The organism is Nocardia sp. CA-119907 (genome assembly GCF_050955995.1).
Taxonomy (GTDB): domain Bacteria; phylum Actinomycetota; class Actinomycetes; order Mycobacteriales; family Mycobacteriaceae; genus Nocardia.
This window is the reverse complement of sequence record NZ_CP192091.1, coordinates 114,360-139,049: the sequence shown is the minus strand read 5'-3', so window position 1 is coordinate 139,049 and position 24,690 is coordinate 114,360. Positions and strand designations below refer to the sequence as shown.

The 24,690-nt window shown below is 65.7% G+C and carries 20 protein-coding genes and 1 tRNA gene; 9 read left to right on the top strand and 12 right to left on the bottom strand.

What is annotated here, in order from left to right; translation table 11 throughout:
* The first annotated feature begins 390 nt into the window (after positions 1-390).
* Positions 391-1,746, top strand: coding sequence for an IS110 family transposase (locus tag ACQP2D_RS00655; protein ID WP_433679144.1), 1,356 nt, complete (start codon positions 391-393; stop codon positions 1,744-1,746).
* A gap of 351 nt (positions 1,747-2,097) precedes the next feature.
* On the opposite strand, the gene ACQP2D_RS00650 is transcribed toward ACQP2D_RS00655, so the two are convergent.
* On the bottom strand, positions 2,098-2,496 hold the full coding sequence (locus ACQP2D_RS00650; RefSeq protein WP_433681797.1) for a DUF4870 domain-containing protein: 399 nt from the start codon (positions 2,494-2,496) through the stop codon (positions 2,098-2,100).
* 365 nt (positions 2,497-2,861) lie between these two features.
* Complete coding sequence (locus ACQP2D_RS00645; RefSeq protein WP_433681796.1) at positions 2,862-3,701, bottom strand: LysR family transcriptional regulator; 840 nt, start codon at positions 3,699-3,701, stop codon at positions 2,862-2,864.
* Positions 3,702-3,806: 105 nt separating this feature from the next.
* Between ACQP2D_RS00645 and ACQP2D_RS00640 the strand changes: the two genes are divergently transcribed.
* Both ACQP2D_RS00640 and ACQP2D_RS00635 read left to right on the top strand, forming a co-directional pair.
* Positions 3,807-4,544 (top strand): SDR family oxidoreductase, encoded by a 738-nt coding sequence (locus ACQP2D_RS00640; protein WP_433681795.1) that lies wholly within the window; start codon positions 3,807-3,809, stop codon positions 4,542-4,544.
* Between the two features lie 66 nt (positions 4,545-4,610).
* Entirely contained in the window at positions 4,611-5,534 is a 924-nt protein-coding gene (locus tag ACQP2D_RS00635; RefSeq protein ID WP_433681794.1) for an NADP-dependent oxidoreductase, read from the top strand.
* A gap of 303 nt (positions 5,535-5,837) precedes the next feature.
* Here ACQP2D_RS00635 and ACQP2D_RS00630 read toward each other — a convergent pair whose 3' ends face one another.
* The 3 genes from ACQP2D_RS00630 to ACQP2D_RS00620 form a co-directional block, all read right to left on the bottom strand.
* Positions 5,838-7,025 carry an epoxide hydrolase family protein gene (locus ACQP2D_RS00630; RefSeq protein WP_433681793.1) on the bottom strand — a complete coding sequence of 396 codons (1,188 nt, stop codon included), beginning with the start codon at positions 7,023-7,025 and terminating at the stop codon, positions 5,838-5,840.
* 642 nt (positions 7,026-7,667) lie between these two features.
* Positions 7,668-8,336: a hypothetical protein gene (locus ACQP2D_RS00625; RefSeq protein WP_433681792.1), complete on the bottom strand. Its 669-nt coding sequence runs from the start codon at positions 8,334-8,336 to the stop codon at positions 7,668-7,670.
* A 172-nt stretch (positions 8,337-8,508) separates the two neighbouring features.
* A tRNA-Gly gene (locus tag ACQP2D_RS00620) sits at positions 8,509-8,584 on the bottom strand.
* Between the two features lie 179 nt (positions 8,585-8,763).
* Between ACQP2D_RS00620 and ACQP2D_RS00615 the strand changes: the two genes are divergently transcribed.
* A complete protein-coding gene (locus ACQP2D_RS00615; RefSeq protein WP_433681791.1) occupies positions 8,764-8,955 on the top strand; it encodes a hypothetical protein in 192 nt (63 codons plus the stop codon).
* Positions 8,956-9,145: 190 nt separating this feature from the next.
* On the opposite strand, the gene ACQP2D_RS00610 is transcribed toward ACQP2D_RS00615, so the two are convergent.
* Positions 9,146-9,907, bottom strand: a complete 762-nt coding sequence (locus ACQP2D_RS00610) for a lysophospholipid acyltransferase family protein (protein ID WP_433681790.1) — start codon at positions 9,905-9,907, stop codon at positions 9,146-9,148.
* A gap of 8 nt (positions 9,908-9,915) precedes the next feature.
* Positions 9,916-10,668, bottom strand: a complete 753-nt coding sequence (locus ACQP2D_RS00605; RefSeq protein ID WP_433685958.1) for a lysophospholipid acyltransferase family protein — start codon at positions 10,666-10,668, stop codon at positions 9,916-9,918.
* 110 nt (positions 10,669-10,778) lie between these two features.
* Between ACQP2D_RS00605 and ACQP2D_RS00600 the strand changes: the two genes are divergently transcribed.
* The 3 genes from ACQP2D_RS00600 (at position 10,779) to ACQP2D_RS00590 (ending at position 13,806) form a co-directional block, all read left to right on the top strand.
* Entirely contained in the window at positions 10,779-11,687 is a 909-nt protein-coding gene (locus ACQP2D_RS00600) for a hypothetical protein (protein WP_433681789.1), read from the top strand.
* Positions 11,688-11,729: 42 nt separating this feature from the next.
* Positions 11,730-13,271, top strand: a complete 1,542-nt coding sequence (locus tag ACQP2D_RS00595) for a Rieske 2Fe-2S domain-containing protein (protein WP_433681788.1) — start codon at positions 11,730-11,732, stop codon at positions 13,269-13,271.
* A gap of 244 nt (positions 13,272-13,515) precedes the next feature.
* Positions 13,516-13,806 carry a hypothetical protein gene (locus ACQP2D_RS00590; protein WP_433681787.1) on the top strand — a complete coding sequence of 97 codons (291 nt, stop codon included), beginning with the start codon at positions 13,516-13,518 and terminating at the stop codon, positions 13,804-13,806.
* A gap of 332 nt (positions 13,807-14,138) precedes the next feature.
* On the opposite strand, the gene ACQP2D_RS00585 is transcribed toward ACQP2D_RS00590, so the two are convergent.
* A complete protein-coding gene (locus tag ACQP2D_RS00585; RefSeq protein ID WP_433681786.1) occupies positions 14,139-15,134 on the bottom strand; it encodes a DMT family transporter in 996 nt (331 codons plus the stop codon).
* Between the two features lie 550 nt (positions 15,135-15,684).
* Positions 15,685-16,941, bottom strand: a complete 1,257-nt coding sequence (locus tag ACQP2D_RS00580; RefSeq protein WP_433681785.1) for an oxygenase MpaB family protein — start codon at positions 16,939-16,941, stop codon at positions 15,685-15,687.
* A 115-nt stretch (positions 16,942-17,056) separates the two neighbouring features.
* On the opposite strand from ACQP2D_RS00580, the gene ACQP2D_RS00575 reads away from it, so the two are divergent.
* Positions 17,057-17,707: a TetR/AcrR family transcriptional regulator gene (locus ACQP2D_RS00575; RefSeq protein WP_433681784.1), complete on the top strand. Its 651-nt coding sequence runs from the start codon at positions 17,057-17,059 to the stop codon at positions 17,705-17,707.
* Positions 17,708-17,765: 58 nt separating this feature from the next.
* On the opposite strand, the gene ACQP2D_RS00570 is transcribed toward ACQP2D_RS00575, so the two are convergent.
* The 3 genes from ACQP2D_RS00570 to serS all read right to left on the bottom strand — a co-directional run bounded on the left by ACQP2D_RS00570 (position 17,766) and on the right by serS (position 22,870).
* Positions 17,766-19,310 carry an MFS transporter gene (locus ACQP2D_RS00570; protein ID WP_433681783.1) on the bottom strand — a complete coding sequence of 515 codons (1,545 nt, stop codon included), beginning with the start codon at positions 19,308-19,310 and terminating at the stop codon, positions 17,766-17,768.
* 320 nt (positions 19,311-19,630) lie between these two features.
* Positions 19,631-21,493: a putative bifunctional diguanylate cyclase/phosphodiesterase gene (locus ACQP2D_RS00565; RefSeq protein WP_433681782.1), complete on the bottom strand. Its 1,863-nt coding sequence runs from the start codon at positions 21,491-21,493 to the stop codon at positions 19,631-19,633.
* A 114-nt stretch (positions 21,494-21,607) separates the two neighbouring features.
* Entirely contained in the window at positions 21,608-22,870 is a 1,263-nt protein-coding gene (gene serS / locus ACQP2D_RS00560) for a serine--tRNA ligase (RefSeq protein WP_433681781.1), read from the bottom strand.
* 92 nt (positions 22,871-22,962) lie between these two features.
* Here serS and ACQP2D_RS00555 point away from each other — a divergent pair, with 92 nt between their 5' ends.
* The gene (locus ACQP2D_RS00555) at positions 22,963-24,654 is read left to right on the top strand and encodes an aldehyde dehydrogenase family protein (RefSeq protein WP_433681780.1); all 1,692 of its coding nucleotides are present in this window, start codon (positions 22,963-22,965) and stop codon (positions 24,652-24,654) included.
* Positions 24,655-24,690 lie beyond the last annotated feature (36 nt).

The following is a 24,690-nucleotide window of genomic DNA, read 5'->3' as shown; positions in this document are numbered from 1 at the left end:
CGGTTCAGCCAGCGCGGTATGCGGCTACTTACAGGATGCCGGGCCGGGCAGCTGACCTCCCGAGGTCGCCCGCCGACCTCGCTGTGCGACACGTCGACTCGGCCCGGCATCCACCAATCCAGAAGTGCGACGTTGCAATCCAGGCGACTTGAGCATGCATGTGTTACCAGGGACTTTGAACATTCCTTCGCCGACGTCGACGCCGTCCTTGATGTTGTGGCCGAACGGCGAGTGGATCAACCCCACACCGCTAGAACAACTTCGAACGACGGGCCTCGGAACTTCCGCAGATCGGCATAGAAAGACGTTCTGCGTGTCGGTCCGCGGGATAGGAACGCCTTCCTGATGCGCTTGTCGGGCTTGGTGTCCCATCGCAGGAGGAAGACGTTCGTGGGTAACAGTAGTGGCTTGTCGCGGGGTGATCGCAACCGAAACGCACGTTTGGCGCGGTTGCGGGCGCTGGTCCCGGTCGATAACGCTATCGTCGGGATCGATCTGGCTGATCGCAAACAGATGGTCGTGGTGACCGATCACGACTCGAAAGTGTTGGCGCGCAAAACATTCCGATGCCGCGCTTGGGATCTGGGTGCCGCGTTGGACTGGGCAGGTCAGCGGGCGGTCACGGCGGGTTTCACCGGTGTGACGGTGGCGTGCGAACCGACCGGACACCGGTGGCGAGTACTGGGCCAGCTGGCCGCCGACCGCAGCATGGCGTTCGTGTGCGTCCAACCGTCGATGACCTCCTGGTCACGCCGCGCCGAGGACCTCACCTGCGACAAAACCGATGAAAAAGACGCGGTGCTGATCGCCCGGCTGACCGCGCAGTTGCGCTGCTATGTCCCCGAACCAGTGGATGAAACGTGGGGCCGGTTGCGGCATCTCGGTGCGCGACGTGAGCAGTTGCTGGTGGAGATGGTCAGCCAAATCCAGCAGCTGCGCGCATTACTGGAATGCGTGTGGCCCGCCGCGCTGGACACCGCGCGCCAACCGTTCCGATCTCGCACCTGGGTCGCGACGTTGAGCGTGATCTGCGATCGCGACGGCGGCGATCTGTCCCGCACCCGCCGCCTCGGCATGACCCGCCTCGAGCAGGCCGTCCGCCGCGAGATCACACGCCGGGGAGGTCAGAAACCCTCGCTGCGGATCGCGCGCAACGTGTTCAACGCGCTCGACGACCAGGCCGGGGTGGTCGCGCACCGGCGCGGCGCACTGGAACGAGTGCAGCTGCTGCTGGGCGACTGGATCGAAAACCAACGCCGCCTCACCGACACCGAGGACCGAATGACAGCCGTGCTCAACGAACTTCGACTCACCGACCTGGTCACCTCCATCACCGGACTCTCCGCGGTCGGTGCTGCCGCGATCCTGGCCCAAACCGGTGACCCCACCCGGTTCACCACCGCCCGCGCTCTGGTCAAACACGCCGGACTGGCACCCCGGGAGAAACTCTCGGGCACGTTCACCGGACGAACCAAACTCACCGGCCAAGGCCGGCCCAGCCTGCGCCTAGCCGCTTGGCGGGCGGTCTGGGGCGCCCAACGCGCCAACCCTGTCTATGCCGCCCGCTACCGGCACCTGACCAGCCGCGACGACAACAAACTCAGCCCCACCCAAGCCCAAGCCGCCATCGCCGCCGCCATCCTGCGACACCTGCATGCCGTCATCACCACCGGCCGACGCTGGGATCCACACACCGCCACCCACGGCACACAACCAACCGACACCCCAATCCCGGTGGCCGCCTGACCAATTGAGCGGCCATCGAGCGGCCGGTCGGGGCGAGCCCCACTCGGCATAGAGACACTGCGTGATCTCGCCGGAAATCATGGGCAGCCCCGCCCGTCGTCACCTCAACCCGATTACACGCTGCTGGGCTCAACCCCATCACCGCTATGCAGGGACCACGACGGATGAGGGCACCGACCGAACCGCTTGACACGAAACGACTTACGCTGATTCTCGGACGTTCCACGCAGACGCCAACGGCCCGAGATAGCCTCGGGCCGTTGATCTTCGGACTGTCGCACCTGGCCGCCGGCAGGGGTGCCGACAGCATCCTCGATGACGAAATCCAGCTTGGGGACTTCGAATATGCCGCTACTTGACCGAGCTGGCCAACCGATCGGCATAGGGGGCAGTGAATTTTCCGACGATGGGAAGCTCCGCGCGGACACCGCCGGTGTTGTTCGCCTGGACCATGGCCATGATCCAGACGACGACCGCGAAGACCGCGACTGCGCCTCCGGCGAGGCTGAAGATGATCCCCAGGACTCCGAGGAGCGAGCCGACGATGCTCAGAACGATATTGACCACCGAGACTGCGCCGAAGAAGACGATCGATTGCGAGGCATGGAATTTCACATCGGGATCGTTCTTTCCCATGAACAGGAAGATGATTCCGGTGAGCCACCCCAGTGCGTACGACAGGATCGCGCTGGTCTTTTTGTCCAAACCGGCGGGCTGCGGTTGGTTTGTGGGAGGTTGAGAAGATGTCATGGGGCAAGTAGATGCCGCGCGCGCCACCTACCGATCCCAGGTTTCAGCACGAACCCATAGGTTGCGGGCCAGCCGGCGATCGGGATCCCGGACGTGGTTCTCTCGACGAGACGACTGCCGACGACCTCGAAACGCCTGGGTGATGGCTCAACACAATCGAGCACCGAAAATCCGCAAGTAGCCGAGTCGGTCTCCGAGCAAGGGCCGCTGCACGGTCATCGTCATGGCGCGGTGCGTACGGTCGGCCTCGAATCGATACAGCCACAGGTCGCCTGCCCCGCTCCGACCGGTTCGATCAGCGCGGTATGCGGCAGATCCGGACGCTCGCGGATCGCGCGCCCAGCGCCATTTGCGGGTGTCGTCGGCTAGAGGCGGGTCGCCGTACGGACGAGGTCGGCGATGGCTTTGGATCTGCTGTGTGGTGGCCAGGCGATGACGGTCGTGACGGCCGGTGCGTCCGGCACCGGCACGATGGCGTGATCGTCGCGTAGTTGGGCTCGGAGCGACTCGGGCATGACCGCGCAGGCCCGTCCGAGCCTGATCAGCTGGATCAACTGGGTGTGGTCGCGTACCTGCGGGCCGGGGCCGTCCGGATAACTTCCATCCGGTCGAGGCCAGCGCGGCAGGGGCAGGTCCGTCAGGGCGTTGACCTCGGTCATCGACATGTGGGGTCGGTTGGCGAGGGGGTGTCCCGCGGGCAGGACCACGACCTGCTGTTCGGTGTGGAGGTCCTCGGTGTCGAATCCGGCCGTCGTGTCGTAGGGCCGGTGGAGCAGAGCAACGTCGGCACTCCCGTTGCGTAACAGGCGTTCCGGTTCGCCGGGCCCGCACAGCACCACCTCGACCGCGACCGCGCCGGGGTCGGCGGCGTAGGCGTCCAGCAGCTTCGACAACAGTTCGCTCGACGCTCCTGCCTTGGCGGCCAGCACCACACCGGGCCGGTCGGCAGCGGCGCGGCGGGTACGGCGCTCGGCGGCTTCGACCGCGCCGATAACAAGCCGGGCCTCCCGCAGCAGCACCGACCCGGCCTCGGTCAACGTGATCGCGCGGGAATTGCGGTGCAGCAGAACGACTCCGAGCCGCCGTTCCAGCTGCTGGATCGCCCGCGACAGCGGTGGTTGCGCCATCGCGAGCCGTTGCGCCGCCCGCCCGAAGTGCAACTCTTCGGCGACGGCGACGAAGTATCGCATCTCCCGCGTCTCCACCAGGTCATGGTATCCGGCGATGACCACTACCAATACCCGTGCGGTATCGCCGCCCACCCGATCGGTCTTGGACGCTACACCCGGAGCCGCAGCAGGATCGGCGGTGTGAGTGAACAGACGATCGCGCTGGTAACCGGCGCGAACAAAGGAATCGGATACGAGATCGCGGCGGGCCTGGGCGCCCTCGGCTGGCGGATCGGTGTGGGCGCGAGGGATCGACAGCGCCGCGAGACCGCGGTGGAGAAGTTGCGCGCGGCCGGGACCGATGCGTTCGGCGTGCCGCTCGACGTGACCGACGGCGCGAGTGTGGCCGCCGCGGCCGAGCTGATCGCCGACCACGCCGGAGGGCTCGACGTCTTGGTCAATAACGCGGCAATCGTCGGCGATCATCCACAGACACCCATCACGGTAGATCCCGCGACCCTACGGACCGTCGTGGAAACCAACGTGATCGGCGTCATCCGCGTCACCAACGCGATGCTGCCGATGCTGCGCGGCTCGGCATCACCGCGAATCGTCAACATGTCCAGCAGCGTGGGCTCGCTCGCCCTGCAAACCACACCCGGTCTGCCCAGTACCGAGATCGGTTCTTTTGCCATCACCGCATACATGGCATCGAAGACGTTTCTCAACGCCGTCACGATCCAATACGTCAAGGAACTGAGCGACACCAACATCCTGATCAACTCCGGCTGCCCCGGTTTCACCGCCACCGATCTCAACGGCTTTCGAGGCGTCCGCACGCCACAACAGGGCGCGGCGATCGCGATTCACCTCGCGACCCTGCCCGACGACGGACCGACCGGCGGATTCTTCGACGACGCCGGAACAGTGCCCTGGTGACGGGCACACCCGTGCGAACCGTTCCCGTTCCCGAAGTCAGCCGCGCGTCGGAGGAGGAGCAAGACAATGACAAAGGCAGTCAGGTACGACGAATTCGGCGGAATCGACGTCCTGCGGATCGAGGAGGTCGAGCGCCCGTTGCCCGCGGACGGGCAGGTCCTCGTGCACGTGAAAGCGGCAGGCATCAACCCCGGTGAGGCGGCCATACGCACCGGCGCGATGGCGGACATCTTTCCCTCGACCTTTCCCTCCGGGCAGGGCAGCGATCTCGCCGGAGTCGTCGCCGAGGTCGGCGCGGGAGCCGACCGATTCTCGGTCGGCGAGGAGGTGATCGGATTCTCCGAGCTGCGGGCCGCCCAAGCCGAGTTGGTCCTGGTCGACGTCGACAACCTCACTCCCAAACCGGAGAACGTCTCATGGGAGGTGGCCGGTGGCCTGTACGTCGCCGGCGTGACCGCTTGGGGGGCAGTGCATTCCGTACAGCTCGAGCAGGGCGAGAGCGTCGTGATCTCCGGAGCCGCCGGAGGAGTCGGCTCGCTCGCCGTTCAGCTCGCGGGCCGTGTCGGAGCCACGGTCATCGGCCTGGCGAGCGAGGGCAACCACGAGTGGCTGCAAAGCCACGGCGTGGTCCCCGTCGCATACGGTGACGGCGTCACGGACCGGATCAAGGCCGCCGCACCCAACGGCATCCATGCCTTCATCGACACCTACGGCGATGGGTACGTCGAACTGGCCCTCGCTCTCGGCGTCGCAATCGAGCGGATCGACACCATCGCCGATTTCGCGGCGGCCGCAAAGTATGGGGTCAAGACCGAACCCGGGACCAAGGCCAGGCCGGGCGCCGAGGTCCTCGCCGAACTGGCCGCCCTGATCGCCGCCGGACACCTCGAAGTCCCGATCGCGAACGTCTACCCGTTGACGCAGGTTCGTCAGGCCTACACCGAACTCGAACGCAGACACACCCACGGCAAAATCGTGCTGAGGCCCTAGCTGCCACCACACAATGCGCGCGCTTTCAGGGGACTGCCCAACCGCGGGGCTGATCCCCGTCAGCACGGTTGTCTGCCACCCCAAGACCACGACAGTGCCGACTACATATCCTGCATTCGGCATAGACGGACGTTCAGTTGCCGTCGCCATGACCAGTCGACATAACGAATCTGGAACATGTTCTCCCAGCGGATCGCCTGATGTCGATGGTCCCACGACTGGAAACGCGGTGGTCCGCCAACGGTGGCAACCGACTTGACCAGCGGCGATGGCTCTGATCCGAGTGCAGGCATCCAGTCGCGTTCACCGACTAGCGGCCAGCACTGCCGCGAGGCCTTCTTGCAGGTCCGTGACGAAATACTCGGGAACCTCCAGCGACGGGAAATGTCCCCCTTTTTCGGGCGACCTCCATCGGACGATCTGTCGGTACCGCTCCTGTGCCCAGGGGCGCGGGCACTTATCGATGTCACGGGGATACATCGTGATTGCTGACGGAACGTCGACCCGAAGTTCTGGGTCGAGCGAGTTGTGGCTTTCGTAGTAGATGCGGGCCGACGATGCGCCGGTCCGCGTCAGCCAGTACAGGGTGACGTCGTCGAGAACGCGGTCTCTGGAAATCGTCTCGAACGGGCTGTCTTCGGTGTCTGTCCACTCAGCGAACTTGTCGAGGATCCAGGCAAGAAGCCCGACCGGTGAGTCGACGAGCGAGTAGCCGATGGTCTGCGGTCGAGTCGCCTGCTGCTTCGCGTACGCCGCGCGGTGGCGCGTCGGCGATCCGCCCCAGAAATCGCGGGTTTCCTCGGTCCACTTGCGCTCGACCGCCGTCAGCCCCTCCGTTGTCAACCCGGGCGGTGCCTCCGCGAACGTTGTGTGGATGCCGAGAACGTGCGCCGGGAACCTGCCGCCGAGAACCGTGGTGATATTGCCTCCCCAGTCGCCGCCGTGGGCTGCGAACTTGCTGTAGCCGAGCCTTCCCATCAGTTCCACCCATGCCGCCGCGATCTTTTCGGTTCCCCATCCGGTGGTGGCCGGCTTGTCGCTGTAACCAAAGCCCGGTAGCGACGGGACCACGACATGGAACGCTGGCGTGTCTGCATTTTTCGGATCTGCCAGCTCGTCTACTACATCGATGAACTCGGCGATGCTGCCTGGCCAGCCGTGGGTCAGGATCAGAGGAGTGGCATCTGCGCGCGCGGATCGGCGGTGCAAGAAGTGGATTCCCAGATCGTCAATGGTCGTGCGGAACTGACCGATTCGGTTGAGGCGCTCTTCGAACGACCGCCACTGGTACCCGGTGCGCCAGTAGTTCACGACATCGACGAGGTCGGCGAGAGGAACACCCTGTTCCCATCGGCGCGGGTCGGGCGCGGCGCGATAGACCGTCTCGGCCTCCGGTAGCCGCGCCGCGGCTAATCGCGCGTGCAGATCGTCGAGGTCAGCGTCAGTTGCGTGGGCTTCAAATGCTTGCACGTCGCTGGTCGGACGGGGCATGAGACCTCCTGCCATCGTGGAATCGGCTACGACCTATCGCGAACCGGATCGGATCATCTCACCAGGCACCGACACCGCCATCACCGCTGGTCAAGGCAACTTCACTGTTTTCGCGCAATTACTACTTCCGCCGCCACTTGCATTGGATGCGAACTCGCGACGGTGTGCACATCGACTAGCTCGGAGCGGCAATTATGGTTCCTGCCAGTGGATTTCGGATGCCGCGGCAGTGGTGATGGTAGCGATCCCCGGCGCGTCGGGTGTTGAGTGTGGCCCAACTGCATGCGGATTCATCCGCCGCCAACCGTGATCGCGCTGGCTGTTCCCAGGTCGCCGGGCCGGGCAACCGATGCACCCCACAGACATCGGGTGGCCTGCTGAAAGCCCTTGGCGTCCTCAACGTTCCGGGCCGCACATCGGCCATGCGCAACAATTCCAGCAGATGCCCGCCCCCCTCGTCGCCGGCGCGCTCGGCTACCACTACGTCACGACCACGAAACTCGCCGCCGAGGCGGCAGCGACCTGGAGCGCTACGTCACCGCACCCCGATTTCGGTCCCCCAGCGGCTGGCCCCCTCGCCAACTCAGTTGATTACGCGAGCCCACCAGTTGAAAACGTGCTGGTGAACAGACAGATCAGCGCTCAGCGGGCCTGCGGATAGCCGATTTCGGAGATGTCTTGGGCCAGGTCCGCCAGGGTGACCTCCACGTTCAACGACGACACAAGTCCCTGGTCCAGCGGCCGCAACGCATACACCTCACTCACCGCTTCCAGGTCCACAGAGACCTCGTAATAGTCCTCGGCGAAGCGCTGGAACGCTTCGGGTGAGCCGTCGACCAGTAGTTGGAACAGACCTCTCGCCCCATCAGGGTCGGCGCGGTCCGAGGGGAACTCGATCGTGCCGTGGTGCCACTGATCATCCGTCGCTTCCCGCCACAAGCAGGCTGTCACCACGGGCACGCCGTCTTCGTCGGTGAACGCCGGCTCCTCGATGAAGGGTTTGAAGACATCGGGAACATGGTCGACCACTCCCGGCCAGGGCTGGCAGTCATTGCCATACGGGCTCATCGGCGATTCGTGGCTGAATCCGCGGACATAGACCCCGGCCACCGAGAACACGATGGAGTACTCGTCTCCCGACCCGTTGCTCATCGAGGCCACCTCCTCGCCTTCAGCCCAAGCGGCATTGAAGGAGTAATACCGGCTTTCCCAGTCCGGGCTCAGGATCGCGTCGAGCATCGCAAGCGAGCGGCACAGGTCCCGCAGGCCGGCGATGGTCGGAAGCTGGCGGGCTACGTCATAGACAGTCACGGGCTGATCCAACAGGATCCCTCTGACATCAGCCGCGCCCCTGCCAGCCGTCACGATCAGTAGCAAATTCCGGAGCCAGGAGGTGCCCTGACAAGCCGTTGAGACCGTAAGTGGTGACGTGGTGACATACACGCCTACACCAGCAGCTCACGCTACTGACCTGGCGTTTTAGTGGAGCGGATGACGGGATTCGAACCCGCGACCCTCACCTTGGCAAGGTGATGCGCTACCAGCTGCGCTACATCCGCATGCGCTCGGATGTGGTCCGGGAGTTGGGCCGCATCGGCGTGCGTCCAAAACTGTAGTCCGATACTGGCCCCAAACAAAAATCGGACATTGCTGGCGAGGTGCTTCGGGGCCGCGGATGCGGGCGCGGTTTGGTCAGCTGATGCGTTGGTCGGGGGGGGGTCGGGGTGAAGGCTGTGGCGTGGTCGGCGGCCCATTCGGCGTAGGTGCGGGGTGGGCGGCCGAGGATTCGGCGGACGTCGTCGGTGCGGACGGCATTGCCGCCGGCACGCACATAGGCCTGGCCCGCCAGTGCGCCCCCGACGAATTCCGGGGACACGCCTGCCGCGATCATGTGTTCGCGCGCAATGTCTCCCGACACCTCGAGCGGTGACCGAGGACGGTCGCCAGTGCGGCCGCCGGGTCCCCGGTGGTGAGCAGTTCGGGGCCGGTCAGGGTGTAGACGCGACCCGCGTAGGCCGGTGGTCGTCAGCGTCTCGACGGCGACCGCAGCAACATCGCGTGGGTCGATGACGCCCTGGCTCCCGGTACCGGTCAGATTCGGCACGGGCCACCAGCCCAGCTCAATGTGTTGGCGGCGAGGCTGGACGGCTGCGGGCGGCGCGGCGGGCCAACTCCTGCCGGTCGAGCACGGCGGCTTCGGCGGGGGTGGGGGCGGTGCCGCCGAGGCGGGCGGGTACCCATGGTTCGCCCGCTGACATCGGATAGTTCGCCTGAGCGTCCATCAGCAGTTCGCCCATCCGAGCGCGCAGTTCGACGGTCAGATCGTCGGTCGGGTCGACGGGCGGGATCGGGTGACCGATGCGGATATTGATCGGAAAACGATGGCGGCCGAGTTGTTTCGGGTAACCCTTGGTCCAGATGCGGTGGGCACCCCAGATGACGATCGGAATGATCGGGACGTCCGCATCGATCGCCATGCGCGCGGCACCGGACTTGAATTCCTTGAGTTCGAAGCTGCGGCTGATGGTCGCCTCCGGGTAGACCACGACCAGCTCACCGTCACGCAACGCCGCGACCGCGCGACGGTAGGAACCCGCGCCGGCGCTGCGATCGACGCCGATTGCCTTGCAGTGCTTCATGAGAAACCCGACGAAGCCGTGTTCGAGTTCGGCCTTCATCATGAAACGAACATTGCGCCGCGAATTGCGCCCGACCAGCCCGACCTCCATGAAGTCCAGGTAGGCGGTGTGATTCACGGCGAGTACGGCACCGCCGGTGCGCGGCATCCGGTCCTGTCCGACGATATCCACGCGCAGCCCCTGCACGACGAAAAGCGTGCGGACCAAGCCCGTGAGAATGTCGTAAACCGGTTCCCGCGACATCGCTTCCCCTACGGCGAATCCTTGGCCGCCCGGCGCGCCGCCTTCTCCTCGGCCTCGGCGGCGTCCATGGCATTGGCCGCCTCGAGGGTGGGCGCGCTACCACCCAAACGCGCTGGCACCCAATAGGCGCCGGGTTCGTGCACATAGTCCTGCTGGAGATCCAGCAGCATCGCCTGCATGGTGCTGCGCAGCTGCGCGGTCAGCTCGGCGGCGGGCTCATGGGGCTGGATCGGCTCGCCGACCGCGATGGAGATCGGCGTATTGGTGCGGCCCAGACGCTTCGGAAAACCCTTGGTCCACACCCGCTGAGCGCCCCAGATGACGATCGGGATGATCGGCACGTCCGCCTCGATCGCCATGCGCGCGGCACCGGACTTGAAGTCCTTGATCTCGAAGCTGCGGCTGATGGTGGCCTCGGGGTAGACGCCGACCAACTCGCCTCTGCGGAGGTATTCGACCGCCGCCTTGTACGAGTCGGCACCCGCCGCACGATCCACCGGAATGTGCTTGAGCGCCCGCATGATCGGGCCGGAGATGTTGTTGTCGAACACCTCCTTCTTGGCCATGAAGCGGACGTACCGCTTGGGGGTGCGCGCCGGCAGACCCGCGTAGGTGAAATCCATGTAGCCGGTGTGGTTGACCGCGATAACGGCACCACCGCGCGCGGGGATATGTTCAGCGCCCTTGACGGTGAACTTCAGACCTTCGACGAAGAAGACGGTACGGGCCAGCCCGACAATCGTCCGGTAGACGGGTTCCACAATTCCGCTAGCGTAGTCGCTGACTGTCCCATCCGGCAGAGCCGCCGCCTCCGCGCGCGTGCCGGACCCGTCGCTCATACCCTGAACGCCTACGAAAGAGGACCCTCGAAGTGGAACGCGCCCGCCCGATACCGCGTGAACACGACCCGAAGGACCCGCGGACACGAAGGGCGCTCCTCGCCGTCACGACCGGCCTGGCACTGACCAGCGCTGTCCTGCTCACCGGGTGCGACTCCGTCTCCGGCATACCCGGTGACGAGCCGCCCCACGCATCGGCGAAGACCACGACACCCTCGGCCGCGACTCCGACCACGACCACGGCGGTATCCGCGCAGGCGTTCAGCGTGCCGGTCGGCGAGGTCCCCGGCCTACCCGGCGCGGCGGATGTCGTATCGCGCTTCGGCGCGGCACTGGATCGGTCCACGCCCGCCCAATTGCAGTCCAAGTGCTGGATGATGGCCCCGGGCAATGTCAGCGATATGTCCACCGACAAGAAGGCGATTCTGACCGCCATCACACAGTCCGCGACCGTCACGAAGAGCAGCGTCACCTGGCAGAACGCGGGTACCACGATCAGCTTCGACCGCGCCGCGATCGAGTCGGGCATCAAGAACTCGAACCAGACCGCCTGCCCGTGGGTGGCGCAGGACGGCGCCGAGCCCGGGCCCAACGAGGCCGACGCCAGGCATACCGTGCGTCGCTACCTCGCCCGTTTCGTCGGCACCCCGCTCGATCCCGCCGATAAGGAGGGCACCTATCCGCTGGTCTGCAAGGCCAGCCCCGCGAACTGGGATCCCACCGGATCCGGCAGCCCGACGTCCGCACCGCTGGCGAACAATCCGGGCAGGCTGACCGGCATCACGAAATTCGCGGATCAGGAGATCCGTTCGGAGCGGCTGCGCGCGGGTTACCTCACGGTCGAGGTTCCGGTCACCAACTCCTCGGGTGTGACCCAGACCCGCACCTTCACCCTGAACGAGGGTGCCGAGGGCTACTGCATCGGCGACGTTTCCGCCTAACCACTACCCTAGGTGGCTGGTAACGGTCAGGAGGAGCAGCTCGTGCAGATCACCAGCGTCGGACACGCCGGATTCCACATCCGCACCGCGGCCGGGTCGATCCTTTGCGATCCCTGGGTCAATCCCGCGTACTTCGCTTCGTGGTTCCCGTTTCCGGACAACACCCAGTTGGACTGGGATGAGCTGGGCAATTGCGATTTCCTGTACGTCTCGCATCTGCACCGCGACCACTTCGACGCGGCGCACCTGGCGCGGCATGTCAACAAGGACGCGACCGTACTGCTGCCCGATTATCCGGTGCCGGACCTGCGGCGCGAACTGGAGAAGCTGGGCTTCCACAAGTTCTTCGAGACCCAGGATTCGGTCAAGCACCGGGTGAGCGGTCCCGGCGGCGAGATCGACATCATGATCATCGCGTTGCGCGCGCCCGCCGACGGTCCGATCGGTGACTCGGGGCTGGTGGTCTCCGACGGTGAGACCACCTGCTTCAACATGAACGATGCCCGTCCGGTGGATATGGATGTGCTGCACGACGCGTTCGGGCATATCGATATCCATCTGCTGCAGTACTCGGGCGCGATCTGGTACCCGATGGTCTACGACATTCCGAACCGCACCAAGTCGAACTTCGGTAAGCAGAAGCGTCAGCGCGGCATGGACCGTGCCCGCAGCTATATCGAACAGGTCGGTGCCACCTGGGTCGTCCCCTCGGCCGGTCCGCCGGTCTTCCTCGACGAGGAGCTGCGCTACCTCAACGACGATCGCGGTGACGAGGGCAACATCTTCCCGGATCAGATGGTGTTCCTGGAGCAGATGAAGATCCACGGCAACGAGGGCGGGATCCTGATGATCCCGGGTTCGGTCGCCGATGTGCGCGGTGCGGAACTGTCACTGACCCATCCGTTCGAGCCCGGCCTGATCTACGACAACAAGGCCGAGTACATCGAGCTGATGGCACAGCGTCTCGCACCGGTGCTGGCGGCCGAAAAGGCCTCCTGGGCAACAACCGGTGACGAGCCGCTGCTGGACCAGTTGCAGGCGCTGTTCGAGCCGATCATGAAGCAGAGCGATCTGATCTGCGACGGCATCGGATATCCGGTCGGCCTGGTCATCGGCGCCGAAACCGTTGTGCTGGACTTTCCCAACCGGGTGGTGCGCGGGCCGATCGAGGGCGAAGGCAAGTACCGCTACGGTTTCCGGATCGCGCCGGAACTGGTGCGCACCGTACTGCGCGACGACGAGCCGGACTGGGTGAATACCATCTTCCTGTCCACTCGATTCCAGGCGTGGCGCATCGGCGGCTACAACGAATTCCTGTACACCTTCTTCAAATGCCTCACCGATGAGCGGATCGCCTACGCGGACGGTTGGTTCGCCGAGGCGCACGACGATTCCGCCTCAACGGAGTTGGCCGGGTGGGAGGTCCAGCGCCGCTGCCCCCATCTGAAGGCGGATCTGTCGAAATTCGGCGTGGTCGAAGGAAATATCCTGACCTGCAATTTGCACGGGTGGCAGTGGGATCTGGAATCCGGGCGGTGCAGAACCTCCAGGGGGCATGAGCTACGCTCGCGCAAGCTCGGCTGAATCCCGCCTCGGGGGCATTGTGTCGACCACCGGTGGTATTTGAAATTCGAGGCAGTTCGGGCGCTGACGTGCTGGTGGCGCCTACCGTGCGCTCCTAGAATCAGGTGCGTCGGGAATTCGAACAATTCGATGATCGGCGAGTCCGCGCGACGACTCGCCGGAAGAAGGCACCGTGAGCACCAACAAAGCGCGCGGCAACGCCACGCGCCGGCTATTCGCGAAGACCGCTCTCATTGGAGCGGCGATGACGGTTCCGATGATGCCAGTGGCAGCTCCCGCCATGGCCGCGCCGACGCCTGGACCCGGTGTAGTACAGACTGATTGCGACTTCGACTTCGACTTCGACTTCGACTCCGGCTTCGTCTACGACGACCAATGGACCGACGTGGGCAAGCCGTGGGGCGGCCACGGCAACCCATGGGGCGGCCATGGCAAGCCTTGGGGCGGCTGGGGCCACGGCAACCCGTGGGGCGGCTGGGGGTGCGGCTGGGGCGGCCCGTGGTTGTTCCCTCCGGGCTGGTTCGGCAGCAGCTGACCAAACGAATCCGAGCGCCACGACATGGATCTCTCGGCGATATCGCCTCGCGGTGACGTCGCTGGGTGTCTCCTGTCCGGGCGCGGGTAGTCCGGCAAGGGCGCGCCCACCGCGAGCCGCAGTGCGACAAACGAACTGATCGTCGTGCCGGAAGACCAGCGCCGAACACAACAGGCCGGCACGATACTGGGATCGACCTCGCAAGCGCTTGGCACGGCTCATATCACCATGTCGACGACCGGGTATGCCGGAACTGGATCGCAGGACTCGAGTCGGCCTCGCGAACATTGGCTGCAGCCCGTGTTAAGGCGTCGATGCTTCACTCGCCAGGCTCAAGGTCGCGATCGCGTGGCGACCACAACCGCGACAAAGGTGAGGGCGCAGCCGATTACTGCGGTCAGGGATAGTCCCGCACCGGTTGGGGTGAGAATGTCGAGGGTGATCGAGGTGAGGAGTTGCCCTGCTACCGACGTGAGGCCGAGGAGGAGGACACCGATCCAGCGGACGGTGAGGGCGGCCAAGGCGATGAAGGCGACGCCGATGAGTCCGCCGAGGTAGAGCCATAGCTCGCTGGGGAATTCGGTGGGCCAGCCGGTGCCCACGCGAATACAGGCTTCGATGGCGAATAGGGCTGCGGTGCCGATGCCGAAGTTCACCAGAGTCGCCGAGAATGGCCCGCCGACCACGCCGACACGGCCGTTGACCGCTTGTTGCCAGGCCAGACCGATACCGGCAAGCGCGGGCAGGATCACCAAGAGTGCGGTGGGTCCGGTGCGCAGCCATTCCGGCACCGCGGCGGACCCGACCGCAGCGCCGGAGCGGCCCGCCGCCGCCAAGACCACCGCGAGCATGGCCAACGCCGCGCCGCCAACGCGCACCACCGTCACCGGAGTGCGGCCGCTCGGCGCCAGTCCGAGCCGATCCACCACCAGACTGCTCAGCAGTTGGCCGCCGACCGCGGCGACAGAAAAGGCGGTGACACCGATCGCAGCCACCGTAAGCCCCTGGCACGCAACGAAAAACGCACCGCACAGCCCGCCGAGCAACTGCCATGGACGCAGCTCGCCACTCGACAGCGCCCCCCGAACCCGCCCCAGCCCGGCACGCAACCGCCGACTGGCCGAAAACGCGATCACCAACACCACCAACCCGAGGCCGAAACTAATGCAGGCAGCCGCGATCCCATCCTGCAACCGCACCCCCAGCGCACCATTGATCCGGCCCTGCACCGCCACCCCGGCCCCGATACAGAACCCGAAGGCCAACCCCACCTTCGTCCGCACCATCACCCCCGCACCGTACCGCCACTCACCCCCACCACCGCTCATGCTGCATCCGCCTGAGTATCGAACGTGCACAACACCTGCACGCTCACGACCACGCACGCGTTGAAGCCCACCTCACCGTCCAAACCCGCCTGGCTGCCCTCCAGTGCCCGCAGTCGAAACTCGCATCCGCGCAATTGCCCTCTGAAACTCCCCAGTCCTACCAGCTCACTGCGCAGTTCGGCGGGGGGTGGCCGCGCGCATCATGTTCGGTAACGATCTGGTGGTGAGCGGCTTTGTGCGGTTGCCGGCCGCGTTCAGCACCTGCCAGTACGGAATTCGGTTGCTGGCGTTCATCAGTGGCGTGCTGTCGGTCGGCCGCGCCTTGCCCGTAGCGGTACTCAGGTGTCGCCACCCCGTTTCCTGTGCGCCAGCCACAACAGCTTGCGCACACCATGTGATTGCCTCACACAAGTTTGCAACGTATGCGAGGCCACCACACGGTGTGCGTGAACCGGCATGGGAGCCCTCGCGGCACAGGTCGCACGCGGCGGCTGGGTTTGGCGGCCGAGCGAGCCGCTACTAGGCGGGCTGGCCACGCGATCGTCGCTGACTAACTCGCGCGCAACGCGGAGCGGGGACCGGCGAAGGTGTCGTGGCGGGCGTAGGTGCGGTCGCCGCCATTGCGGGCGATGGAGCCGTTGACCAGGCGGGCGCGGAGTCGGGCGCCGAGCTTTTCCTGGAGACGGGTGGCGCCGGGAATGAGTTGGCGCGGGACTTCTAGGGCGCCGTTGACCACTGCGGTGGCCATGACGGCGCTCTGAAAGAACTTGCTGTTCTCCAGGCCGAGGAAGTCGGAGTTGGTCGGGCCGAGCACGATTCGGCTGTAAGCCACCATGTAGCTGGTGATCACCCGGCGGATGACGCGCTTGGCGATGGTGTCGGTGCCGATGAACAGCCCGCCTGCCGCGGGAACCAGGGCCTGGGCCAGGCGGCGGGAGTCTTCGTCGGGGATGAATTCAGTATCGGCGAGGATCCAGAAGGCGCGCCAGGTATCGGTTTCATTGGTCGGCAGGATTTCGGCGTCGATGCCGAGCAGGAAGCCGACATAGCGCCACAACTGGAATACCGCGTCCTTCTCCTCGGCCGAGAAACGCAGGCCGAGCGCCTGTGCGCCAACCAGATTCGCCATCGAGAACAACCCGAGCGTGCCGACGGTGAGCACCTGGTTCACCGGATGGTCCCAGGCCGCGTAGTCCCAATCGGGTCGGCGATTCATGCCGGCGCGGACCAGCGCATGCATCAGCCGCACCCGCAGCACACTCTTGTAGCCGACCTGATTGCGTTCCAGCCCACCGGGAGTCGTCACATCCAGCCACCACTGGGTGGTTTCGGCGAGGCGACGCGGCGCCATCGCATCGAGATCACCGGTGCCGACCAGGGTCTTGTCCGCGCGGGACGCGAGGTACCCGCCCATCAGCGCGAACATCCCCATCGCGATTCCGCCCCACACGCTGGTGCGTTCCACGACCCGGGCACCCCGGTCGATCTTGATGCGGTCCAGCCAGTACGGATCCGCCTCGACCTGCCCGAAGAACGCCACCAACTCCGCGGGCGCGTCCGGCACCGCGTCGATACCGCGCTCGACGGCGATCTCGAACATCCGCCGTCCCTCGCCGACCGGCAGCCGCTTGAACATCGCGATGACAGCATCCGCCAGCGGATCCCCGACCTGCGCGAACCGACGGAACGAATCCCGCTGCGCCGCCGTGCAGCGCAGATCGCCCGGCGCCATGAGGGGCACCGCGTACCGGAACGGAAACTCGGTGAACAGCGGCGGAGTCGGCAGTAGCTGGTTGTCATGCGTCATTGCATCGCACCCATCGCAAAGAGGTTCGCGCTCGACTGCGACATCGAGCACATTCTGACAAGACCATCCCACAAATTCGAATATCTGGCAATGCTCTATGCCAGAATGGACGGCGATGGCTACTACCTCGCGGTCCTACGGCGGCATACCGATCGAACAGCGCCGCGCCCGTCGCCGCACCGCGCTACTGGACGCCGCGCTGGAGATCATCGGAACATCGGGATTCGCCAAGCTCACCGTCACCGGCCTGTGCACCCAGGCCAAGCTCTCCGAGCGCTACTACTACGAGAGCTTCAGCGACCTCGACACCGTGTTCAGCGAATTGTTCGACCGCATCGTCGACGAAATCGGCCAAGCGGTCGTCACCGCATTCATGGCGCCTGGCCCGGACATTCGCGCCAAAACCCGGGCCGCCATCGCCGCCGCCATCGACCTGATCGCGGACGACCCACGCAAGGCCCGCATCGCCACCGTCGAAGCACAGCTGCACCCCGCCCTGCTCACCCGCCGCGCCGAGGTGATGCGCTCCTTCGCGAACATCATGATGGCGGTCTGCGCCGAAGAAATCGGCGCCGATATCGTCGAAACCGCAGGCGCCCAAGCCGAATTCGCCGCCACCCACCTACTCGGCGGCCTCTGGGAAACCACCAACAGCTGGCTCTCCGGCACCCTCCCCATAACCCGAGAAGCCCTCATCACCAACTCCACCACCCAATTCCTTCTGACCGCCACCCACCTCACCGGCATCCCCCTCCTGCACGTTTGATCACTCACGCAGGCAAACGCCGAGTGGCCCCCTGCACCAGCGCATTCTCGCCGGATTTTCAGTTGGGGCGGTGGGGGAGCCAGGAGGGGGTCAAGAGGGCTATGGCTAGGAGGAGGGTGCCCAGTAGGGCCACTGTGGTGGACATCGAGAACCAGGTAGTGGCCAGGGCGGCGAAGCCGAAGACCGCTAGGGCTATAACTTCGGCGGCTAGGCCGGATACCGAGGTTACTGTGGCGCGGGCGGGGCCTTCGATTGCGTCTTGGAGGCGGGCGCCTGCTACGACAGTTGCGTTGTAGACGATGCCGTAGGAGGCGCCGATCGCGGTGAAGCCGATGACCGCGAGTACGTACAGCGCGGCGGGCCAGCGGACGGCGAGGCCCGAGACCAGGGCGCCGCCGACGAACAGCACGCCGGCGATGCCGACCGCGAGGGCCATGGTCCGCGCCGATATCGCTTCCGTGCGGCCCGCGAGCACCGAGCCGATCAGTGAGCCGAGCACCGTGATCCCAACAAGTAGCGGCACGAAGGCGGTGGCGACACCCACTTCCGCGGCCAGCAGGGCGAAGTACTCGTCGAATGCGGTGATTCCGAACAACAGCGCGCCGAGCATGACGCCATTGCGCACAACACGCACCCGGATCGCCTCTCCGACACCGGTTCGCAGCATGCTCAGGTATGTCACGAATGGTCTGGTTACCGTCGCAGCCTCGTCGCAGTCCGATGTGGTAGTTCCACCAGTTGCCCTTTGTGCGCGATCGTCGCGGCCTTCGTGCTCAGTGGGGGCCAACCGAGGCAAGGTCGAACCGATCGACGCCGCCGTAACCGCAGGGTCAACTCGTTGGCGTGACGAGCTGATCGGTCCGTCCTCATCCGACTGCCCAGCGGGGCCGAGCACCCTCGCCCGTCGCACAGCCGAGGTCATATCGTCCGCTACCCGCGTACCACCAGCTGGCCGCTGCTCCGATGACGAATCACCCTCGACCACATCATCTTCCAACTCCTCGATATCGGCCGCCGAAACCGCCTTCGGCGCACTCGGCAGCGATAACGCGATCAGCGTGTGCACCGCCGCGAACAGCACACTGGACCAACCCAACAGCGGATAACCACCCCAAATGTAGAGCGGAGTCGCGGCAACGATCGCGATCACGATCGCCGCTTCCGATGCGGCCCTGGCATATCCGATGATCCGCGGATACGCATGCCGCGCACCGTGCGCCACGAGTTCGTCGTAGAGCAACGCCTCGAACGTCCCCGAAACGAGCGCACCCGACGTGCCCCAGAGCAGGAAGCCGAGCGCGAAGCCCAGATAGGTCGGCAACACGGTCCACAACGTGAAACCGGCGGTCAGCAGCACACCGCTCAAAACCAGCAAGCCCCGCCGCGACACCGTATCGGCCCAGGCACCGGAGGGCACCTCGAGCAGGAACGCCGTCGCCGACCAGATCGCCAGCAGTGACGAGATCTGCCCGGTGCTCAATCCATGATCAGCGAACAGCACCGCATACAGCGCATACAGCGGAATCAGCTCGCCGATACCTTTGAACAGGACCGCTCGTAACGTGAGCCCGCGAATACCGTATTCGTCGGCGCGCCCCGTCAACCGGGCGCGCAGCGACTCACCGGTTCAACTGCCGTAAAAGAGCAAACGCATGTTGTGATGCTCGACCACCCGACAGCATCCCGTCAAGCGAATTTCCCGCGCCGACCTTCGGGCACGCGATCGACATTCGCGCGGCAAACGGTCACCAGCATCTTGGTAAGCGCCCCTTGCTGACCCTCGAGCGACCTATCTGACGGGCAGTCAGGCATAGACCTCACCGTCGCTGAGTTCCTGGTCGGTCCCCTGCCCGACTCCCCCGATGCTCGGCAATCAGTTCCGAAACCAGGCGCGGAAGTCCTCACCCACCGCAAAACCCCAACTCAACCGAGGGGCAGCCACCCGTTGGCGGATTGCAAATCCCCATCACCGAGTTCTCGATCGCTCAGCCCGGGCCCGACCCGCCCCTGATGCTCATTCAGATCCGTGATCAGTTCCGAAACCGGATGCGAATCGCTGTAGTGGTACCCCTGGGCCAGCGCGAAACCGAGTTCGGTGAGCACAGCGGCCTGATACTCGGTCTCCACACCCTCCGCGATCACCTGCAGATCCAGCGCGCTGCTGAGCGCGGCAATTACGCCGAGCAGCGGCGGTGCCGGCGAATCCGAGCGAATCGCGGCGACGAAGGACTGGTCGACCTTGAGGATGTCACTGGGCAGCGTCGCCAGGCGACTGAGCGAGGAGTACCCCGTGCCGAAGTCGTCGATGGCAATGCGCACACCACGCTCGCGCAGGGTGTGTAGATTGCTGATGGCCGTTTGGGATTCGGCGGCCAACTCGCTCTCGGTCACCTCGAGCACCAGCTGGTCGGCGGGCCACCCGGTACTCGCCAGAATCCCCGCGACGCGATCCGCGTAACCGGTCTCGGCCAGCTCCAGCCCGCTGACGTTCACATTCAGCGTCAGATCCAGTTGTGCGAAGGTCTCCTGCAGCCGGGCCGCATCCGCGCAGGCCCGGCGCAATACCAACTCGTCCAGATCGGAGATGAGGTCGTACTCCTCGGCGACCCGGATCAGCCCCTCGGTGGTGACATCCGGCTGCGCACTCGACGACCAGCGCAGCAGGGCCTCCACACCGACCGCCTTGCCGCCGCCCTCGGTGAGGCTGACGATCGGCTGATAGTGCACATCGAGTGCGCCGCGGTCGATCGCCTCGCGCAGTTCGACCGCCAAGGGCAGCTGCCGCGACGACTCCAGCACCGTGCGATTGCGCCCCGCCTGCTTGGCCCGATACAGACCGACATCGGCCCGGCTCACCAGCAGCGATCCCGACTCCCCCGGCTGCCATGAGGTGACACCGGCCGAACATCCGGTGGTCACCGACGCCCGCAACTGCTCGGTCAGCAGAATCGCCGCCTGTTCGGTGGTATTCGGCAATAGCAGCGCGAAGGCGTCACCACCGTAGCGAGCCAATCGCTGATCCGCCGCGAGCAACTTCGACCAGGTATCGGCCACCCGCTGCAGCACCGCATCGCCGGCGCGATGGCCGAGGTGATCGTTGATCTTCCGGAAGCGGTCGAGGTCGACGAGCACCAGCGCCAGCCCCTGCCCGGTGCGGGTGGCCGTTTCGATCGCACCGTTCAACGCCCGGTCGAAACCGCGCCGGTTGAGCAATCCGGTGAGCACATCGATATCGGCCTCGGAGGCCATGCGGGTCAGAATGCCGACCACGACGCCGACCCCGAAGGTCACGCCCGCCGGAATCAACCCGGACCACCACGGCAATGTGGGATGGATCGGTCGCGTCGGCATTACCCACAGGCACATCGCCATTGCGAAGGCTATATGTGCGAACGCCTGCGGCCATGCGAAGAACAGCGCGGCGTCACAGGCCACGAATACATAGAACGAGGCGAGGCTGATCGCGCCGACGGTATTCGGGAATGCGTAGACCGCGATTGTCACCAAAACCGTCGCGATCGCGACATAGCCATGGTGAATCCCATGCGGCAGCCGCGGACCCCAGCCGAGCAGGCTGAGTCCGAGCAGCAGCGCCACCGCGGCGGCGGTACCCACCAGCGCTCGATTGCCTTCGCTGCCCGGGGCAATTCCCGTGATCAGCAGGCCGAGCGCACCCCCCATTACATAGAAGGCTCCGGTGGTCCGGGACATGACCATAGCCGTCGCCAGCGCAGACGCGGCCCGCACCCGGGTTCGGGTATCGCCGCGAGACCCGATTCCTCGCACGGTGAATAGCCTAGACATAACAATTCCTGCTGGTTGCCACATCACGCGAATCCGGCATGGCGAACCCCCAGCTATGCACCTGTAGGCAATGTGGGACGGGCATATTCGACCCGGCTACTTCGACGGTCTCAGCACCTCGGTGCCGACAAATGGCACCAGCGCGGCGGGCACCCGCACCGAACCGTCGGCCTGCTGATGGTTCTCCAGGATCGCCACGATCCAGCGCGTGGTCGCGAGCGTGCCGTTCAAAGTGGCTGCGATCTGCGGTTTTCCGTTTTCGTCGCGATAGCGCACGGCGAGGCGGCGGGCCTGGAAGGTGGTGCAGTTCGAGGTCGAGGTGAGCTCGCGGTAGGTCTGCTGGGTGGGCACCCAAGCCTCGCAGTCGAATTTGCGCGCGGCCGAGCTGCCGAGGTCACCGGCGGCCACATCGATGATCCGATAAGGCACCTCGACGGCGGCGAGCATGTCCTGCTCCCAGGCCAGGAGGCGCTTGTGTTCGGCAGCGGCCTCATCGGGCGTGGTGAACACGAACATCTCGACCTTGTCGAACTGGTGCACGCGGATGATGCCGCGGGTGTCCTTGCCGTAGCTGCCCGCCTCGCGCCGGAAACACGACGACCAACCCGCATAGCGCTTCGGCCCGTCGCTGAGATCGAGGATCTCGTCCGAGTGGTAGCCCGCCAGTGGCACCTCCGAGGTGCCGACCAGGTACAGCTCGTCCTCCTCGAGGTGGTAGACCTCGGCCGAGTGCTGGCCGAGGAAGCCGGTACCGGCCATGATCTCCGGGCGCACCAGCACCGGCGGAATCATCATGGTGAACCCGTTGGCCACCGCCTTCTGCGCCGCCAGCTGCAACAGACCGAGCTGCAACAGCGCGCCGTAACCGGTCATGAAGTAGAAGCGCGCGCCCGACACCTTCGCGCCGCGTTCCATATCGAACAGGCCGAGCGATTCGCCGAGCTCCACATGGTCCTTGGGTTCGAAATCGAATTCCCTTGGCGTGCCGATCGTCTCGAGCACGATGTAATCGTCCTCGCCGCCCGCGGGCGCGCCCTCCTGGACCACATTCGAAATGGCCCGGTGGGCGGCGTCCATATCGGCGTCGGCGGCATGCTGGGCGACCTCGGCCTCCTTGACCTTCGCCGACATCTCCTGCGCCTGTTCCAGCAGAACGGAGCGCTCCTCCGATTTCGCCTTGCCGATCAACTTGCCCATCGCCTTGTGCTCGGCGCGCAGGTTATCGGCGGTGGCCACCGCCGCACGCCGCGCCGCGTCCGCCTCGAGCAGCGCGTCGACGAGGGCGGGGTCTTCGCCGCGGGCGCGCTGCGAGGCACGGACCGCGTCGGGGTTGTCCCGCAGGAATCGGAGGTCGATCATGGGTGACCAGCCTAATGGTCGCGATATTGCTGTTTCACGCCGATATCCCAGGATGCGGACCGTGCGGGGGTGTACGCGCGCATAGTTGGTTTGTGGGCACAACTTTCGACGAAACCGCTATTGATAACGCAGTGGCCGATCTGGTCGTCGGCGAGAAAACGTGGGCGCACACCCCGCTGCGTCGCCGCCGCGAACTTCTCGACGATATCCACACCCGCACCGGCCGCTTCTCGCACGAGTGGGTGCGGGCCGCGCGCACCATCAAGGGGCTGGATCCGGACTCGCCGCTGGTCGGCGAGGAGTGGATGTCGGGTCCGATGACGCTGCTGCAGGCCACCGCCGCGCTATCGGCCACGCTCTCGGCGCTGGAGCAGGGGCACAGCCCGCTCGACGGGGTCGCGCTGGCGGAGGCGCCCGGCGAGCGGGTCGCGGTGCCGATTCTGCCGCTCGATCTCTACGACCGGCTGCTCCTCAGCGGTTTCCACGGCGAAGTATGGCTGCGCCCCGGCGTCGACGCCGATACCGCGCGCAACCGCGCCGGACTCGCCCAGCTCGATCCGACCGCGACCGGGGGCGTCGGCGCGGTCCTCGGCGCGGGCAATATCACCTCCATACCGCCCCTGGACGTGCTCTACGAGCTCTACGCCCACAACCGGGTGGTGGCGCTCAAGCTGAATCCGATCACCGACCCGCTGTTCACGGTGTACGAAATGGTCTTCGCGCCGCTGCTCGAGCTCGGTGTGCTGCGCATACTGACCGGCGGCGCGGAGGCGGGCGGATACCTGGTGCACCACCCCGATATCGGGCATGTCCATATGACCGGCAGCATGCGCACCCACGATGCGATCGTCTGGGGCCCGGACGGCAAGGCCGAGGGACGGCCGCTGCTGGACAAGCCGATCACCAGCGAACTCGGCGGGGTATCGCCGACCATCGTGGTGCCGGGCGAATGGGACGACGCCGACCTGCGCTTCCAGGCCGAACACGTCGCGACCCAGCGGCTGCACAATGGCGGCTACAACTGCGTCGCCACCCAGGCGGTGGTGGTCAGTTCGGCTTGGCCGCAGAAGGACAGGTTCCTCGCGGAGTTGCGGGATGCACTCGAGCGGGCGCCGCAGCGCCGGGCCTACTACCCGGGCAGTGATGATCGGGTCGCCGCGGCGCTGGATTCGTATCCGGAGGCCGACCGGCTCGGGCCGGATCACGGACGCGTTCTCGTCGAGAATCTGCCGTCGACCGAAACGCCGCTGCTCCGCACCGAGTACTTCTCACCGGTCCTGGGTGTCGTCGAACTGCCGCACACCGGCGGCGAATTCCTACAGCATGCGGTCGATTTCGCGAATGACGAGGTGATCGGGACACTCGGCGTCAATGTGATCGCGCACCCGAGCACCATCAAACGGCTCGGCATCGCCTTCGACCGCGCCATCGAGCGGCTGCGCTACGGGGCCATCGCGGTCAATGCCTGGACCGCACTGGCCTTTTTGGCCCCGCGCGCGTCTTGGGGCGCCTATCCCGGCCACACGCTCGATGACGTGCAGAGCGGAATCGGCGTGGTGCACAACGCTTTTCTGCTCGACGATGTGGAGCGCACGGTGGTGCGCGGACCGTTCCGGCCGTCACCGCGGTCACTGCTGCGCGGGGAAATGGCGCTGTCGCCGAAGCCGCCGTGGTTCGTCACCAATGCCACCGCGGCCGCGACGGGCCGCAAGCTGACCGAGTTCTACGCGACCGCCAATCCGGCGCGGCTGCCGGGTCTGTTCCTGTCCGCATTCCGCGGATGACGCACCTCGCATAGGCCCTACCGGGGCGCTTCGGAT